We start from the raw sequence: 17,283 nt of genomic DNA on the forward strand, positions 1-17,283 counted from the left end.
AAGTTTTTTTATTAGTATTTTTAGATATGTATAACTATAAAACAAGAAAATTTTATATGCAAGAAAGAGTAAGAGTATAAAATACTAGAAGAATCAAAAATATAATCTAATGAATATAATAAGGCTTTGTAATTTATCATTAAAATTACATAACATACATTATCGGACTAAAATAATTGTTTCAAAATATAATATAATTTCTTAATAAATAAATTAATTAATACGTCCGATAAAATACTTTATATTAATTATTGTATTAATATTAAATATTATTTTCCAAGTATTATCATTTCATTATAATATATATCATACGTATCTTCTTTTTAACTTAAATTATACAATTCATAAATTAACTCTTGTGGTATTTTCTCATCTAACTTCCATAAAATTCTCATTGGTTTATCTCCATAGCTTTTATAATAATTGGCTTTTCCTAGATAAATAAATGGGTTTGTTTTATTATTATTCATGAATGCATATTTCCTTATAAATATGTGGACATTATACCCTAATTCACTATGGTTTGTAAACATTTTCCCGACACTTGAGTTATGGGCTGTTTTAGGTTGGCTTATCCATTGAATTATGTTGTCAGCAAATAAAGAATTATCATATTTTAAGTTTTCTTGTAAAATATGGGTCTTGTCAATTGTTGCAAAAAGGCAAATATCCTTGTCTGTATTTGCATAACCTGCTCTCCAGCTGCCTTTTGGCACTTTGGAATCAAGCAAAATTTGGAGTTCTATTCTTTTATATTTTTTGTATGGAATCAGAATATTCTCATTAAATATCGATAAATTATTACTTTTCTTAAATTCTGACAATCCTAAATATAGTAATTCTTTTAGACGAATCTTGAAATTATAATTTGAATTTTGAGAATTATCTAAATTTATAAGTTTTAGGTTTATTTTATTGTTATTATTAATTTTATCTATATTTTGAAATATTTTTCTGTAATTTTCAGAGATGTTAAATAAATTATTATTTTTTGAATTTTGTTCTAAAATTTTATCTTCAACTAATTCTCTAAAAATACGGTTTATAACATATTCTTTTTCAAAATTATTTTTTATATTAAAATAATTTCTATACTCATTAATAGTAATTTCTGAAGTTATAAACTCATTATTTATCAAATAATTTATAATTAAATACGTAAATGGCTCTACAAGCGTCAATTTTTTTTCTAAATATGCCAAAAATTCAATTTCTTCTGAATTTAAAGATATTTTATTCATTTTTAGAATTTCAGGATTTTCAAATTGTAATTGTGCATTATAAAATGAGCCTAATTTTAAGGATAATTCTTGAAATAATTCGATATTTGTATCAAAATCACTTACTTTTAAAATTTCATTTTCAGATTTGCCAATTTCTTCTTTATAATCTAAATACAAGTCTTTTAAAATATTTTTAGAACTGAAGTTGATTTTTTCGATTTTTTCAATAATACGATTTTGACAAACTCTATCTAGTTCTACATAGCATGATTTTGGAATATTTGAAAATTGATTTTTTATTTCGTTTATTATTTTTTCTTTTTTAGTAAATAAAGTATCCTTGTTGTCAACTTCGTTTGAAAAATAATTTATTAGCAAGTAATCTTTCTTATGATTTCCAATAAAATCAATAATTGTAACAAAATCTTTATTTTCAGCCTTTCTTAATCCTCTTCCAATTTGCTGTATAAAAATTGTTGAGGACATTGTAGGACGTAAAAATAGCAGTAAATTAATTGTTGGAATGTCAATTCCTTCATTTAAAATATCTACTACACATAAAATTTCAATTTTTTTATTTTTAAATTTGTCTAAAATTTCTGATCTTTCGTTTGAACTTGTATTTGCTGTGATTACAGCGGATTTATAGCTTTTGTTTGTAAATTCTTCTTTCATGAAAAAAGCATGCTCTATATTTTGGCAAAATGCGATAGCACTTAATTTATCACCATCAAAACCAAACTTATTTATTTTTTCAACAATATAATCGGTACGTGTGTTCAGTAATAAATTTTCTAATAATACTTTTTCATTATATTTCCCATTTTTGTAAGGAATGTTATCATAATTAATCATGTAATCATTTACACCAAAATAATGAAAAGGCACAATCAAATCCTCTTCCAAAGCCTCTTTTATTCCAATTTCATCAACAACATTATAGTCACAAAGTGACAGAATATCTTTGCCATCCATACGTTTCGGAGTTGCTGTCAAACCTAGCAAAAATTTACTCTGAAAATATGATAGCGTCTTTAAATAACTGTCTGACATTGAATGATGAAATTCGTCAACTATGATATAATCAAAAAAATCAGTTTTAAATTCATTGTAACAATTTCTTAATGATTGAATCGAAGCAAAAACCATACTTTTATTAATTTCTTTTAAACCACCGTAAATTCTTCCAAATTCATTTTTATCAATTTTGAGAATTCTCGAAAAGACATTTATTGCATTTTCCAGCAATTCTTCACGATGGGCGATAAATAAAAATTTTATATTTAAAATTTTGGACTTGCCATCATTTGTTTCAAACAATTTATTTTTATTGTTAGAATTAATTTCAAAAAATTGTTTTATATCCATTGCAGCAAGGTAAGTTTTCCCTGTACCAGTTGCAGAAATCACGAGTCCTTTTTTATTGCCATTTTCTCTTGTTTCCTCCAACTTTTCCAAAACTCTTTTTTGCATGCTATTTGGAACAAATTCATCTTTTTGTGTTATTTTTGTTTTTCTATAATCAAATGTATTTTGTGTATTTATAGATTTTTTATATTTTTCATATTCATCAATAAAATCTTCTGTCAATTCTATTGCTTCATTACTGTGCCACAATTTTTCAAATTGGTTTAATGATTTTTCATAAATATTAAAAAAACTGCTGTCTGTCAGTTTCACATTCCATTCTTCAGCCGAATACAAAGCACTTTGGCTAATATTAGATGATCCGATTATAACACTATGATATTTTTCCTTTTCAAATAAATATGCTTTTGTGTGAAAACTCTCGCTTGAATTATTGTAAATTTTTACTTTTATATTTTTATACGACAAAAGTTTTCGCAACGCCTTTGAGTCTGTGATATTTAGATAGACAGATGTTATAATTTCCCCTTGAATGCCTTGTTTTTCAAGTTCATCTAAAGTACTTATTAAAAGCTGTATACCTGAGTATTTTATAAAACTTACTATAAAATAGAATTTTTTACAGTTTAATAATTCCTGTTTTAAATAAATAAAAAAATTACGAAACTTTACTTTTTCGTTTATAATTAATTCATTTATATTTCCGATTATATCGCTATTTTTTCGTTTTAATGGTAACTTAAAGTGAAAATCAGTATTTTGAGTTTTTATTTTTTCTGATTTATCTGTAAATGCCTGATTTAATAAATACAACTGTTTTTCGGTAAATTCAATAACTTTTTGATAGTCATTTTTCCCAATAAAATCAGAAATTTTTTCTGAAAAAGTTTCCAAAATTTCAAATTCCAAATTTTCTTTGTATTCGGTTATTTCTAAAAAATTATTATTTTTTTCTTCTGTATTTATTAAATTATTTGACTCAGATTTTTTTGCTAAAATACTCATTTTCACTCCATTTATTTTACTTTAATTCTATTTTTTGACTTTATATAAATATTTTTTTAGAAATTATTCTTTTTCTAAAAATTCTAAAATTCGCTTATTTCCAGTCTTATGCTTCATCATCTTGAAGAAAATTCTAAACATTATAAGAACATCGTAATAACTGCCATGCAGCTGACTTTCTTCAAATGGGATATTATAATAATTGGCACATTCCATAAGTTTTGGCCATTTGTAATTTCCGTAGGAAGAACCGTTTACTTTAACGATGTCTATATTTGTTAGCATTGTATCAAATTGATTTTGCAAAGGAAAATCTACGAAGCTTCTGTCAAATTTTATGTTATGGGCGACAAAATGGCTTGTGTCCTGGCAGAATAAAAAGAAATTATCCATATCTTCCTTAAAAGTCAAAGGATATTCAATTCCTGTATTTTGAATAATATTTTTTCTTTCACTTAAAATTACATCGTCTGTCAAGCCATTTACGCTTACTGCACCTTCGTTTAACTCTTCACCTTCATTTCTGAAATAAAATCTGTTAAATTCAGACACTTTTTTCCATTTATTTCTCTCTTCTCCAGAGTTTTCAGAATTATAATTCACTTTTATTGCAGACATTGACAAAACTGAACTTCCCTGAAATCCATTTGTTTCAACATCAAAAAATATTATATTCTTATTTAGTTTTTTTTCTTTGTTCACTTTTTTCTCTTTTCCTTATATTTTTACACAAGATATAAAAAATTAATCATTTAATTTTAATACTGATAAAAACGCTTCTTGGGGTATTTCTACATTTCCGATTGCCTTCATACGTTTTTTACCTTCTTTTTGTTTTTCTAATAATTTTTTCTTACGTGTAATATCTCCACCATAACATTTTGCAAGCACGTTCTTTCTAAGTGCCTTAATTGTTTCTCTTGCAATTATTTTTGTACCCAATGCGGCCTGTAATGGTATTTCAAACTGCTGTCTCGGAATTACATCTTTTAATTTTTCAACGATTGCACGCCCTCTGTAATAGGCATTATCTTTATGAGCAATGAATGAAAAGGCATCTACTGGATTTCCACTTACCAAAATATCCACTTTTACCAAGTCTGATTCCTTGTATCCAATCATTTCATATTCAAATGAAGCATACCCTTTTGTACGTGATTTCAATTTATCATAAAAATCAATTACTATTTCTGCAAGTGGCAAATCATAACTTATCATTGTACGAGTTTCATCAAGGTAATTCATATTAAGGAAAGTTCCTCTTTTTTCCTGACAAAGCTCCATTACGTTTCCAACATAATCCTTTGGCACAATGATTGTACCTTTTACGTAAGGCTCCTCAATGTACTTTTTCCCTTCTGGAAATTCTGCAGGGTTGTCAATTACAATCATTTCCCCTTGTTCAGGTGTTACGTTATATTTAACCGATGGTGCTGTTGAAATCAAGTCAATGTTAAATTCACGACGCAATCTTTCTACAACTATTTCCATGTGCAAAAGCCCTAAGAAACCACATCTGAATCCAAATCCCAACGCAAGTGATGTTTCTGGAGCATAAGATAACGAAGCATCATTCAACTGTAATTTTTCCAATGCTTCCCTTAAATCTTCATAATCATCTGTTGAAACTGGATAAATTCCCGCAAAAACCATGCTTAATGCAGGACGGTATCCTTCAAGAGCTATATCTGTCGGATTTTTCACATGTGTAATTGTATCCCCAACTTGTGTATCTTTGATTGACTTAATTCCCGTAATAATATATCCAACTGAACCAACTGTCAATTCATCAACTTCCTTCATTTTAGGCGAGAAAATCCCAACTTCCAATACGTCAAATTCCTTTTCGGTAGACATAATCTTAATTCTGTCTCCTTTTGCAATTTTCCCTTCAATTATTCTAATATACGTTATAACTCCTCTAAAATCATCATAATGTGAGTCAAAAATTAACGCTTTCAAAGGATTGTTAATTTCTCCTTTAGGTGCAGGAATATGCTCAATAATTGATTCCAGCAAATCTTCAATTCCGAATCCAGTTTTTCCAGAAACAAGAACAGCATCATCTGCTGGAAGCCCAATAACTTCCTCTATTTCCAGCTTAACCTTATCAGGATCCGCTGAAGGCAAGTCAATTTTATTTATTACAGGCAATATTTCCAAATCGTTTTCCAAAGCCAAATACACATTTGCCAATGTCTGTGCTTCAATTCCCTGTGCGGCATCAACTACAAGCAAGGCTCCGTCACAAGCGGCAAGCGATCTTGATACTTCGTAAATAAAATCGACGTGTCCCGGCGTATCAATTAAATTTAACTCATAAGTCTCCCCGTTTCGAGCCTTATACTTCAATGTAACTGCCTGTGCCTTAATCGTTATCCCTTTTTCTCTTTCTAAATCCATGCTATCCAACAGCTGATCTACCATTTCCCTTTGCGTTACAGTTCCTGTCTGCTCCAAAAGCCTGTCCGCAATAGTGGATTTTCCATGATCAATATGTGCTATTATCGAAAAATTTCTTTTATTTTTTTGATCCAACATTTATATTGTTTCCTCCGTTTACTCGTTTATTATCTTCTTTGTTATATTTTTAAAATGAGTAACTATTCTATCCGAACCTAGTTACTCAGCAATATGTATATTATATAATAATTTTGCATTTTTTCATAGTCTTTGTGAAAAATATTTTACCAAAATTCAGTTATTTTTTATATTATGTTTTAATTTTTCACAAAATTATAGCAAAACTACTTTAAAACTGAACTTCAAGACCATGACTATTTTATTCAAACCTAGAGTTTATATAATTTTAAATAAATTCTCGTACATTTTAAAATTGGAAATAAAAATTATATTTATATCACTTAAATTGCAAATTTATTTAACTTTTAACTGATTCCCAGATTGAAAAATAAAATAGTTTACATTTGACAAAAATTCCCTAAAATAAGATTTTGGTATGGAAATAATCGGCGTTTTCGCTGGAAGTCCGTAAATTTCATAATTTTCATTGTCAAACCCAACTTTTCTAGCAATATTTTTAGAACGCAAAATATGATAATCATTCGTTACAATCAATACTTTTGTTTTTTGATTTTTTTCATTATTGTTTAAAATATTTTTACTATTTTGAGTATTTTTTATCTTCTCAAGACTAAACCTAAAATTTTCAACAGTATTCTTAGATTTGTCCTCCAAAATAATTCTATCCTCACTAATTCCATTTTTCAAAAGTTCCCTTTTTATCGCCAATCCTTCTGCCACATTTTCATTTTTCCCTTGTCCACCAGTTGCAATAACCTTAACTTCTGGATTTTTCTTTAAATACTCAGTTGCAGCCTTTATCCTTTCCATAAGTGATTTAGTCGGCTTTTCTCCTTTTACTCTTGCTCCCAGTATTATTACATAATCTACTTTTTTATTCTCATTTACGGCTTTTCTATCAGTTATATATTCATTTATTATGAAATATTGTACAAAGCAAAATAAAAAAACAAATAAGATAATAGAAATTTTTATTACTGTCATAATTGTATTCTTCATAAGTTTTCGATTGTAAAAATATCCTTTCTTAAAATAAAGGCTGTTCCATTTCTGAAACAACCACTATAAAATAATTATTCTTTCACGATAGCTGTAAAATCACTCCAATCTTCAACTTTAAAAGCTCTAATATCCCTTACAGAATTTTTAAACCATTCGATAGATTTTAGTTTTGTTATGGCTTTATAAACTTCAGCTAAAGTATTTTTTTCAGTACTATTCACATATAAACTGCCCTGTGTCCATTCAAAACCTAGCATCTCCAATTCCTGTCGAATTTCATCGTAAGCCCTGTTATCTGTATCCCCATAATTTTTTTTCAAATCATCAATTTTTAAATCAAATGCAATTGCATACATCTGTAATCCCTCCTCTTTTAAATATTTTACAACAATATTTTATTATATTTTACCATAATTGTCAATTTCTTGTTTTTATTTTTTTATTGATGTTTTGTAAAAAAAGAATTATAATAAATTGTACAAAAACTATAAAGGAGAGATAAATCTGTTAGTTGTAAGTTTTTCAACTATGAAAAATAATTTAAAAAGTTATTGTGATAAAGTAGTGAAAGAAAATGAAGATGTGATTGTAACAAGAAAAAATGAAGAAAATATAGTTTTAATAAATCTTGAAAAATATAATCAATTTTTGAAAGCAGTCCAAAATGCTGAATATCTTGCAAAAATGGATAGAGGATTTTCTCAGATGAAAAGTGGAAAAGGACAAGTTCATGATTTAATCGAGGTCGACGATGAATAAATTGTGGACTGATGATGGCTGGGCAGATTATTTATATTGGCAATCTCAAGATAAAAGAACTTTAAAAAGGATTAATGAACTCATAAAAGATATTGAAAGAAATGGAGCATTGAATGGAATAGGCAAAACCTGAAGCTTTGAAATATAGAAAAGGATTTAGTCGAAGAATTGACGAAACTAACAGGCTTGTCTATGCCATTGATGAAAATGGAGTTTTATGGATAATTTCCTGTAGAGGCCATTATTAAAGTTGTTTTTTGTTGATTAAAAAGAGTAGATAATACCACTCTTTTATTTTAAATATTTTAACAAATACTCTAGTTTTATGAATATTACTCTGCTAACGCAATTAAAATTAAATCATTTAATTTACTGATTTTCAAATCCACCTGTATAAAGCTGATAATAAGTTCCTTTTTGTGCAATCAGTTCATCGTGATTTCCACGTTCGATAATTTTTCCTTGATCAAGTACCATTATTACATCGGAGTTTTTGATAGTTGAAAGCCTGTGGGCAATTACAAATACCGTTCTTCCCACCATCAACTTGTCCATTCCTTCCTGCACGATTTTTTCTGTTCTTGTATCAATACTTGAAGTTGCTTCATCCAGAATTAAGACTGGCGGATCGGCGATTGCTGCTCTTGCTATTGACAATAATTGTCGCTGTCCTTGTGAAAGGCTCGAACCATCACCGCTTAAGTAAGTGTTGTAGCCTTGTGGCAAGTGTTTTATAAAATGATCGGCATTGGCAAGTTTTGCGGCTGCATACACTTCTTCATCTGTTGCATCAAGTTTTCCATATCTGATGTTGTCGGCAACTGTTCCAGAAAATAAGTGTGTGTCCTGTAGTACAATTCCAAGAGATTCTCTTAGATCCTGTTTTTTTATTTTTTCAATGTTAATTCCATCATATCGGATTTTTCCAGAGTTAATATCGTAAAATCTGTTAATTAAGTTTGTAATTGTAGTTTTTCCAGCTCCTGTTGCACCAACGAAGGCAATTTTTTCTCCTGGCTTTGCATAAAGATTGATCTTATGAAGTATTGTCTTTTCATCATTGTATCCAAATGTTACATCTTCAAAAACAACATCTCCCATCAGTCTTTCATAAGAAATTGTTCCGTCAGAATGTGGATATTTCCAAGCCCACGCACCTGTGTGCTTTTCAGTTTCTGTAATGTTTCCATTTTCATCAATATTTGCGTTTACAAGAGTTACATAGCCGTTATCTTGTTCAGGTGTCTGATCTAGCAGGTTAAATACTCTTTGGGCTCCAGCCGAGGCCAATATTACTGATGTTAATTGCTGTGCAATTTGTGAAACAGGCTGATTTATTACTTTTATAAACTGCAAAAATGATACAAGTCCTCCAATTGTAAAGCCTGCAATATTATTAAACACAATTATTGAACCAAGAACTGCTGTAAGTACAAAGTTTATATTTCCAAGATTCCCTACAGCAGGACCTAAAATATTTGCAAATTTCATCGCATTGTTCGCCCTGTTAAATAATGCCGTATTCAGTCTGTTAAAACGTTCATCAGCTTTTTTCTCGTATGAAAACACTTTTACAACTTTTAACCCTTCTATCATTTCTTCCACATATCCATTAACAATCCCGATATTTCTTTGTTGAGCAGTATAGTTTCTTGAACTTTTTGAAGAAATAGTTTTTGTTGTAATAATCATAATAATAATCATTATTACTACGAAAATTGCTAGTGGAATATTTAATATAAACATTGAAATGAGAACACTTACAATTGTAATAATTGAAGATATTACTTGTGACAAGCTTTCAACCATCATATTTCGTAAAGCGTCAATATCGCTTGAATAAACACTCATTATATCTCCATGTGCATTTGTATCAAAATATTTTATAGGAAGCGATTCCATATGTATAAATACATCATCTCTTAATCTTTTCAATGTTCCCTGTGCAACGTAAATCATAAATATTTCATAAATATATGTACAAATTACAGCTCCGCCATATATGACTGCCATTTTTAAAATTAGGCTCACAAGCTCTTTGATAAAGTTAGGATTATTTTTACCAATGTTAGGAATAATGATACCATCAATCAATTCTTTTGAATACATTGTCCCAATAACCATTCCAAATGAACTCAAACAAATAAATACAATAACAAATAGCGTCTGTATTTTATAATGCTTAAACATATATCCAAGTAATCGAATTAATCCTTTTAGCTGATTTCGTGATTGCGAATTTTCAGTTTTTTTATTTTTACTCATTACTTATCACTCCCTTCTGTCTGGGATTCATAAACTTCACGGTATACCTTGCTTGTTTTAAGCAGTTCATCGTGTGTCCCTGCTGCTGTTATAATTCCGTCTTCCAAAACTAATATTTTATCAGAATCTTTTATTGATGATACTCTTTGTCCGATAATAATTTTTGTAATGTGTGGTAATTCATTTTTGAAGGCTTCCCTTATTAATTTGTCCGTTTTTGTATCAACTGCGCTTGTAGAATCATCTAAAATTAATATTTTAGGAGATTTCAGCAAGGCTCTGGCAATACACAGCCTTTGTCTTTGACCTCCAGATACATTTGCTCCGCCACGTTCAATACGAGTATCATATTTTTTAGGAAATTTCTGAATGAATTCATCAGCTTGTGCCAATTTGCAAGCATGTTCCATTTCCTCATCGGTTGCATTTTCATTCCCCCAACGTAAATTATCCTTTATAGTTCCTGAAAACAGCACATTTTTTTGAAGAACCATCGCTACATTGTCTCTAAGCGTCTTTATATCATAATCCTTTACATTTACGCCGCCAACCAAAAGTTCCCCATCTAGAACATCATACAATCTCGGAATTAACTGAACAAGAGCTGATTTTGCACTTCCAGTTCCCCCAATAATTCCAATAGTTTCTCCAGACTTTATTTCCAGATTTATTTTTGTCAAATTCAGCACATCAGGATTATTACTGTAACTGAAATCCACATTTTTAAATACTATTGAACCATCTTTTACCTCTGTTATCCCATTTTCAGGATTTTTAATATTTGGCTCTTCATCTAGAACCATCACAATTCTATCTCCAGATGCTCTTGAAAACACAATATTTACAAGCATCATTGCAAGCATAAGAAGGCTCATAAGAATATTGGTTGTATAAGCAAAAAGGCTTGTAAGCTGCCCAGTCGTCAGCTCATTTACAACAATCATCTTTGCTCCAAACCATGAAAGCAGTAAAATACACCCAAATACTGTTATTTGCATTACAGGAGATACAAATATTATAATTCTTTCCCCTTTTAATAACATATTTCTCAAATTTTCAGTAGCCTTCTTAAATTTATTAGTTTCATATTTTTCACGAATATATGCTTTTACAACTCGAATACCATTAATGTTTTCCTGAAGGCTAGAATTTATATCATCATACTTTTTAATTGCAGCTGTAAAAATCGGATGCACCTTAAAAATAACAAAGACTAAAAAACTTCCTAAAAACAAAACTGCAACAATAAATATCATTGACAACTTTGGACTTATCATAAACGACATAAATATTGCTACGCACATCATAAGTGGAGCTCTTACAAATCCTCTGATTAACATCTGAAATGAATTCTGAATGTTATTAACATCTGTTGTAAATCTTGTAATCAGTCCAGCTGTAGAAAATTTATCAATATTAGTGAATGAAAAGGACTGTATTTTAGAAAATAAATCTTTTCTCAAGTTTTTAGCAAATCCAGCCGAAGCATAAGAAGCATATTTACTAGCTTGTATTCCACATAACAACGACAACATAGCCACTCCAAACGTTGCAAGTCCCATTATAACAATAAACTTCATATCTCCCTTACCATCATTTCCATTCAGTCCGCTGTCAATAATTACAGCCATAAGTGTTGGAATAAGCATCTCAAAAACAACTTCTATTCCAATAAATATTGGCGAGATTAATGCACTTTTTTTATATTCCCCCAGACGAGAAAATAGTTTTTTTAACATATAATTAACACCTCTTCCTTTTTTATTTTTTTGTTTTTTTTTAATACTAATACAAATTTAAAAGCACGAAACTTATCAAAAAAAAATAAAAAAATCAATTTCATTAATAAATTTCAGTGCTTTCTATTTGTTATTAAAATCAAATAATTATGCTTAAATATCTAAATGTTCTATAAAATATCTTATCTGCAATTTCCACCAATACCAATCATGAGCCACATCGTGACCCCAAAAGTCTGTCCATGCTGGAACTTGCTTTTCATAAAGAATATGAGCCAGTTCTCTATTACTTGGCAATAGCTCTTCTTCCCATGCTCCTTGTCCAATACATACAATAATGTTTTTTTGTCTATATATATCTAAATAATGGTGATTCCAAGGCATATTTCTTAAAAAATCAACCACTGAATTGTTGTAAACCAAATCATCTTTGTAATCTCCAAAAAACATTGATGCATCAAACATTCCACTTAGTGAGATTAACGTGTCAAACAAGTCAGGTCTACGGAAAAATAAAATTCCCGCATGAGCTCCTCCCATACTACATCCTGTAACAATAATATCACTTCTCCAAGAAATATCCTGTATTCTTGGCACAAATTCATTTGCGATAAAGTTAAACCATTTTTCCTGCATTTCTATTCTATATCTTGGATTTCCGTTAAGATCTGACCAGCTCTCTCTATCAACGCTTCCTACACAGAATAATTGCAGTCTTCCTTGCTCAATGTAGTCAGAAAGTACGTCTATCATTCCAAATTCTTCATACTGGTTACAATCCCCATCTTGTGAAGGAAATACCAACACTGGCTTCCCAGCATGTCCATACCTCTTATATTCTACTTCTCGCCCAAGATGATGGCTGTATTCTTTTTTATATTCTATTTGCATTCTTTCTCCTTGTGATTTTATTTATTTTTATTCTTCTATTTTTTTATGTACGAAATCTATAAATTCTTCCATTTCCTCTTTTGTTTTAAATTTTGCTGTGTACATATAGTTTCCCATTGCACCTGAAAAAATATCTGGCATTCTTTCATCCATCACAATTGCGTTTCCATATTTCTGCTTAATTTCATCGTGAGAATGAATATAATTTCTATTATCACGACGACTTGCATAAACACAGTAGTTTTTTTCTATATCTTTATTTAATTTAGCCTTTTCGATTTTATCAAATGCAATCATATCAGCCCAGATTTGATAAACATCAGTATTGTTGGCGTAATTGTACATATCAGGTGTATATCCGCCTGCAGGACGCATATTTGCTTCTAGTCCTACATAATCCCCTTTTTTACCGAGTCCTTTTTTGTTTTTATTTAATTTAAAAAATTCAAGATGCACAAATCTGCTTTTTACTCCAAATCCTTTCACAGCTCGTCTTCCTGCATCCAGTAACTTTTCAGGCATTTCCTTTTCTACATAATAAAATACATCCAGTCCTTCATTTACAATATCCATAACAGCAGGCTCAACAATTCCTGTTTCAAAAATAGGATTTCCGTTGGAATCAATAACTGCGTCATAAGACACTAAATCTCCATCAACATACTCTTCCATAATATATTTTACATTTTCATTACGAGTTTCAAAAAATTCTTTCAGTTCTTTTTCATTCTTGATTTTACGGGTATCACTAGCTCCAACTCCATTATCAGGCTTAACAACTACTGGATATCCCACTTTATCAATAAATTTTTTTGCTTTTACAAGTGTTGTAACTAATGAAAAGTCCGCAGCTGGTATTTCTCCTTTTTTATATGCTTTTTTCATTTTAGACTTTTCTTTTATATTTGCAATTTTATCAGACTTTATTCCAGTTGTAATATTAAAATCTAAACGAAGTCTTGAATCCTGTACAAGCCAGTATTCATTATTCGACTCAAGCCAGTCGATTTTTCCATATTTATGTGTAAAAAAAGCCACTGCCTTTAAAACCTCATCATAATTTTCAAGGCTAGAAACTTTATAGTATTCTGTTAAACTATCCTTTAATTTTTGAGCCAATTGATCATACTCTATATCTGCGATTCCTAATACATTTACCCCATTTTGTTTTAATCTATTGCAAAATTCACAGTTAGTTTTTGGAAATTGTGGTGAAATGTAAACAAAATTCATAATATCTCATCTCCTTCTACTGTTAAATTAGTTTGATTTCATAAACTTCTGTAATCTGCTTTTTTAGTAATTTGTATTATTATAACATAATTTTTGAAAAAATGAAAATACTATTATTTTCTTAATCATTTTAAACAAACTTATACAATATGCCAAAAATAGAATCACATAAGATTTCTGTAAATTTAATTTAAAAAACTAAAAATCTATGATATAATTATTTTAAAATTAATAAAAATGGAGGTTATCATGGATTTTGAAAATAATTTTTTAGATAAAGAAAAAAAGAATGAAAATATAGAAAATAGTCATTACTTTAATAATACAGCAGAATTAGACAAAATTAGGAAAGAAGTAACTGGAAATTTTAAAGAAAATCAGAATTTTAAAAATTCCGAAAATAGTCAGAATAGTAAAAAAAATGGTTCGATTAGGCTAACTTTAGATGAATTTACTATTAAAAATATAAAAACAATTGTTTCTATCACAAAATTTCTTTCCGTTATAGGAATTTTTATAGGAATATTGCAATTATTTACATTTCTTATTGGGATTTTTACTATTTTTATTTCATTAAAATTCCTTAATTTTTCTTCGGCTTTAGACGATGCCATTAAAATGGAAGATGAAAATAAATTAAAAATTTCTTTTAAAGAGCTTGCGAAAGGATTGAAGTTTTATATAATCTCATTAATTGTTATATTTATTTTCATATTCTTACTTGTTGCTATATCTGCAAGTCTATATCACACTTCAGGATATTACTACAATTAGTATTAAAATTTAAAAATAGGGAGAGCTTTCTCTCCCTCATTTTCCGATTATCATAATATTAAACGCTTGATATCACTACTGTCTTAATTTTCTGGGTCTTATCATAATCTTGATTCATTATTACTCCCCAGATTAGATTTACATTCTTATCTTTAACAATGTCCGAAATTTTTTCTGTTATCTGTCCAATATTCGCTAAAGAAACATCATGCCCTGCAGTAAAATTTATAAGAACTTTCTTCGCATTTTCCAATTTTCCTTCAAATAAATTATTTTCCTTCAGCTGTTCAATTATCTCATCAACAGCATTATCTCCCTTACCTTCTCCAACACGAATAATTGTATCCTTTGAATTGTAAAGAACTGCCTTTATATCTAGTAAATCAATATTCATAAACCCAACTTCCGTCAGAATATTTACAATACTTTCAATACCTTCTTTTATAATCTCGTTTACTTTATTGTAAGCCATCTCAAGAGGCTCTTTCTTATCTATATGATTATATAATTTTTCATTCGGAATTACAATCAGACTATCCGTAATCTTCTCAATCTTCTTAATACCTGTATTTGCAATCTTTAAATTCTCAAATCCTTCAAGATAAAATGGACGTGCAACAATACTGATCGTAAAAATTTTTAATCTTTTAGAAACATCGAGAATAACAGGCATTATACCACTCCCAGTAGCTCCACCAATTCCTGCAACCAAAAACAAAATATCTGTACCTTTAAATAATTCTCGAAATTGACTCTCACATTGAAGTGCCACTCTCTCAGCCTGTTCTCTACTGCATTCCTTAACCCCAGTATCTAAAAAAATCTTTTTTTCAGCTTGACTTCGCTCAGAATTCTTACTATCTGTATCAATCGTTATATATTCAACCTTCCTTACTCCTGAAGCTATCATAAAATTAACAAAATTTATCCCCATTCCACCAATTCCAATAACTTTTACACTCATTTTATCCTTCATACTAATCCCGCTATTGCAAATTATAAATTTTGCAAATCTCCCTTCTATAAATATGTCTAAATATTATAGTCGATTCTCTTTAAATATATAAAAAGAAATAAATTGGCTATAATCTTTACACTCATTTTAATCTATGATTTCTATAAACTTAATTTTATATTTGTATATATTTTACCAAATTAAACCAGGTATTTCAAGGGAAAGAATATGAAAGTTTAAATTTATTGTGTAATTAGGTATGACTCCTAAAATATATTAAAAAATCACAGCTAATTTAATAACTGTGATTCTAATTTATATTTTTTACTTTTGGCTTATTTTTACCGTAAACTCGATTTTAAGATAAATATTCGTAAGAATAATTTGAATATTTGGATTTTTGTTTTTTCAATAAAAATATTAACCTAAATATTCTTTTGTCAAAGCTATTTTGTCCAAAAAATAATCATCATTATTTATATATTTTTAAAATATTCTATTTTCTACCTCCAGCAATCTTCTCAAAAACAATCGACTTTGTTGCTACATAAAGCAAAATTGCTATTAATAACGGCAATACAATTGATGTCAATAAAATTATTCCAATAATAACTGGCGTATTTTCAACCAAGTCTTTTGAGATAACATTTATTTCTTTTGAGAAATTATCAATTTTAACTTTTGCACTGTCAATTTGTCCTGGAATATTAAAAATGCTTTTGGATTGATCTAATGAAAGCATCTCATCTTTCACTTTATTTAGTCTTCCTAAATCTTGATTCAGTTCAACAATTGCAGGTTCTTTATATTCTTTTTCAAAATAGCTTGATATTGTGGAATTTACAAATATCGCACTTGGTAGAACTATGTAAATATAAAGTAATATAAAAAACGAATATTTAGAAATCTTTCTAAAAATTCTTGTAACTTTGTTTTTATAAATAGTATATGGAAAAATTGTAATTAATGAAATAAACGTCAATATTGTAGCCAATTTTACCTTAAAAATTTCATAATAAATCGTTTCCAGCTTCAGTATAACAACGCTCGCAAGCGACACTTTCCACAAAATATTTATCATATCGTAAATAGGCTGAATAATATCTCCAATCTCAATTTCCATTCCAACAATCATACTGACATTAACCGTACTACCTTCAATAATATCCGTAGTTCCTTTCAAAAGCGACAATGTTAAAAACATCTTTTTAGATTCTTCATAAGTTTTTTCCAAATATGGCATTGTTAAATTTTTAAAAAAGTTAAAAATCGTATGTTCAAAGATTTTATCCATTATTCCAAAAATACATAAAATCAGTCCAATTACAATTAATATTTTAACCAATAGGTTCTTGCTATCTGATTCCCATTTAGGAGAATCATTTTTCTTATTTTTTTTTATTTTTTTTTCTTCATTTACTGTTAATACAGCTTCTTTTCTTTCTTCCAATCAATTTCACTCCTTTTTCTATTTCAATTGTTTTTAAACATTTATTAGTTGATACAAACTTGCTTAATAATTTAT

At 28.7% G+C, this 17,283-nt stretch carries 13 protein-coding genes and 1 pseudogene; 3 read left to right on the forward strand and 11 right to left on the reverse strand.

Translation table 11 applies throughout. The features are described from left to right. Window positions 1-323 precede the first annotated feature (323 nt). From HMPREF1552_RS09435 to HMPREF1552_RS09455, 5 genes are all read right to left on the reverse strand, one after another. Window positions 324-3,596: a DUF3427 domain-containing protein gene (locus tag HMPREF1552_RS09435; RefSeq protein WP_021744949.1), complete on the reverse strand. Its 3,273-nt coding sequence runs from the start codon at window positions 3,594-3,596 to the stop codon at window positions 324-326. 63 nt (window positions 3,597-3,659) lie between these two features. Next, the gene (locus tag HMPREF1552_RS09440; RefSeq protein WP_021744950.1) at window positions 3,660-4,298 is read right to left on the reverse strand and encodes a 3'-5' exonuclease; all 639 of its coding nucleotides are present in this window, start codon (window positions 4,296-4,298) and stop codon (window positions 3,660-3,662) included. A 42-nt stretch (window positions 4,299-4,340) separates the two neighbouring features. After that, window positions 4,341-6,137 (reverse strand): translation elongation factor 4, encoded by a 1,797-nt coding sequence (gene lepA / locus HMPREF1552_RS09445; RefSeq protein ID WP_021744951.1) that lies wholly within the window; start codon window positions 6,135-6,137, stop codon window positions 4,341-4,343. Between the two features lie 336 nt (window positions 6,138-6,473). Beyond that, entirely contained in the window at window positions 6,474-7,124 is a 651-nt protein-coding gene (locus HMPREF1552_RS09450; protein WP_231370768.1) for a YdcF family protein, read from the reverse strand. 89 nt (window positions 7,125-7,213) lie between these two features. Beyond that, entirely contained in the window at window positions 7,214-7,498 is a 285-nt protein-coding gene (locus tag HMPREF1552_RS09455; RefSeq protein WP_021744953.1) for a Virulence-associated protein D region, read from the reverse strand. Between the two features lie 118 nt (window positions 7,499-7,616). Here HMPREF1552_RS09455 and HMPREF1552_RS09460 point away from each other — a divergent pair, with 118 nt between their 5' ends. Both HMPREF1552_RS09460 and HMPREF1552_RS09465 read left to right on the forward strand, forming a co-directional pair. Beyond that, the gene (locus HMPREF1552_RS09460) at window positions 7,617-7,901 is read left to right on the forward strand and encodes a type II toxin-antitoxin system Phd/YefM family antitoxin (RefSeq protein WP_255349268.1); all 285 of its coding nucleotides are present in this window, start codon (window positions 7,617-7,619) and stop codon (window positions 7,899-7,901) included. Further along, window positions 7,894-8,149 (forward strand): annotated as a pseudogene (locus tag HMPREF1552_RS09465) (Txe/YoeB family addiction module toxin). Before HMPREF1552_RS09460 ends, HMPREF1552_RS09465 begins: the two are co-directional and overlap by 8 nt. Before the next feature lie 121 nt (window positions 8,150-8,270). Here the strand turns inward: HMPREF1552_RS09465 and HMPREF1552_RS09470 are convergent. The 4 genes from HMPREF1552_RS09470 to HMPREF1552_RS09485 form a co-directional block, all read right to left on the reverse strand. After that, window positions 8,271-10,166 (reverse strand): ABC transporter ATP-binding protein, encoded by a 1,896-nt coding sequence (locus HMPREF1552_RS09470; RefSeq protein ID WP_021744957.1) that lies wholly within the window; start codon window positions 10,164-10,166, stop codon window positions 8,271-8,273. Next, a complete protein-coding gene (locus tag HMPREF1552_RS09475) occupies window positions 10,166-11,905 on the reverse strand; it encodes an ABC transporter ATP-binding protein (protein ID WP_021744958.1) in 1,740 nt (579 codons plus the stop codon). Before HMPREF1552_RS09475 ends, HMPREF1552_RS09470 begins: the two co-directional genes overlap by 1 nt. A gap of 153 nt (window positions 11,906-12,058) precedes the next feature. After that, complete coding sequence (locus HMPREF1552_RS09480; protein ID WP_021744959.1) at window positions 12,059-12,796, reverse strand: esterase family protein; 738 nt, start codon at window positions 12,794-12,796, stop codon at window positions 12,059-12,061. 27 nt (window positions 12,797-12,823) lie between these two features. Next, complete coding sequence (locus HMPREF1552_RS09485) at window positions 12,824-14,029, reverse strand: acetyl-CoA carboxylase biotin carboxylase subunit family protein (RefSeq protein ID WP_021744960.1); 1,206 nt, start codon at window positions 14,027-14,029, stop codon at window positions 12,824-12,826. A 249-nt stretch (window positions 14,030-14,278) separates the two neighbouring features. Between HMPREF1552_RS09485 and HMPREF1552_RS09490 the strand changes: the two genes are divergently transcribed. Next, window positions 14,279-14,803 (forward strand): DUF5362 family protein, encoded by a 525-nt coding sequence (locus tag HMPREF1552_RS09490; protein WP_039901555.1) that lies wholly within the window; start codon window positions 14,279-14,281, stop codon window positions 14,801-14,803. 58 nt (window positions 14,804-14,861) lie between these two features. Here HMPREF1552_RS09490 and HMPREF1552_RS09495 read toward each other — a convergent pair whose 3' ends face one another. Continuing rightward, window positions 14,862-15,779 carry a cell division protein FtsZ gene (locus tag HMPREF1552_RS09495; RefSeq protein WP_021744962.1) on the reverse strand — a complete coding sequence of 306 codons (918 nt, stop codon included), beginning with the start codon at window positions 15,777-15,779 and terminating at the stop codon, window positions 14,862-14,864. 475 nt (window positions 15,780-16,254) lie between these two features. Next, a complete protein-coding gene (locus HMPREF1552_RS09500) occupies window positions 16,255-17,208 on the reverse strand; it encodes a hypothetical protein (protein WP_021744963.1) in 954 nt (317 codons plus the stop codon). Window positions 17,209-17,283: the final 75 nt, after the last annotated feature.

The sequence above is a fragment of the Leptotrichia sp. oral taxon 879 str. F0557 genome (genome assembly GCF_000469385.1).
GTDB classification, from domain to species: domain Bacteria; phylum Fusobacteriota; class Fusobacteriia; order Fusobacteriales; family Leptotrichiaceae; genus Leptotrichia; species Leptotrichia mesophila.

Excerpts from the sequence above, each read along its gene's own strand:
- HMPREF1552_RS09435 (WP_021744949.1), bottom strand. The coding sequence starts at position 3,596 with ATGAGTATTTTAGCAAAAAAATCTGAGTCAAATAATTTAATAAATACA.
- lepA (WP_021744951.1), bottom strand. The coding sequence starts at position 6,137 with ATGTTGGATCAAAAAAATAAAAGAAATTTTTCGATAATAGCACATATT.
- HMPREF1552_RS09450 (WP_231370768.1), bottom strand. The coding sequence starts at position 7,124 with ATGACAGTAATAAAAATTTCTATTATCTTATTTGTTTTTTTATTTTGC.
- HMPREF1552_RS09455 (WP_021744953.1), bottom strand. The coding sequence starts at position 7,498 with ATGTATGCAATTGCATTTGATTTAAAAATTGATGATTTGAAAAAAAAT.
- HMPREF1552_RS09470 (WP_021744957.1), bottom strand. The coding sequence starts at position 10,166 with ATGAGTAAAAATAAAAAAACTGAAAATTCGCAATCACGAAATCAGCTA.
- HMPREF1552_RS09475 (WP_021744958.1), bottom strand. The coding sequence starts at position 11,905 with ATGTTAAAAAAACTATTTTCTCGTCTGGGGGAATATAAAAAAAGTGCA.
- HMPREF1552_RS09480 (WP_021744959.1), bottom strand. The coding sequence starts at position 12,796 with ATGCAAATAGAATATAAAAAAGAATACAGCCATCATCTTGGGCGAGAA.
- HMPREF1552_RS09485 (WP_021744960.1), bottom strand. The coding sequence starts at position 14,029 with ATGAATTTTGTTTACATTTCACCACAATTTCCAAAAACTAACTGTGAA.
- HMPREF1552_RS09490 (WP_039901555.1), top strand. The coding sequence starts at position 14,279 with ATGGATTTTGAAAATAATTTTTTAGATAAAGAAAAAAAGAATGAAAAT.
- HMPREF1552_RS09495 (WP_021744962.1), bottom strand. The coding sequence starts at position 15,779 with ATGAAGGATAAAATGAGTGTAAAAGTTATTGGAATTGGTGGAATGGGG.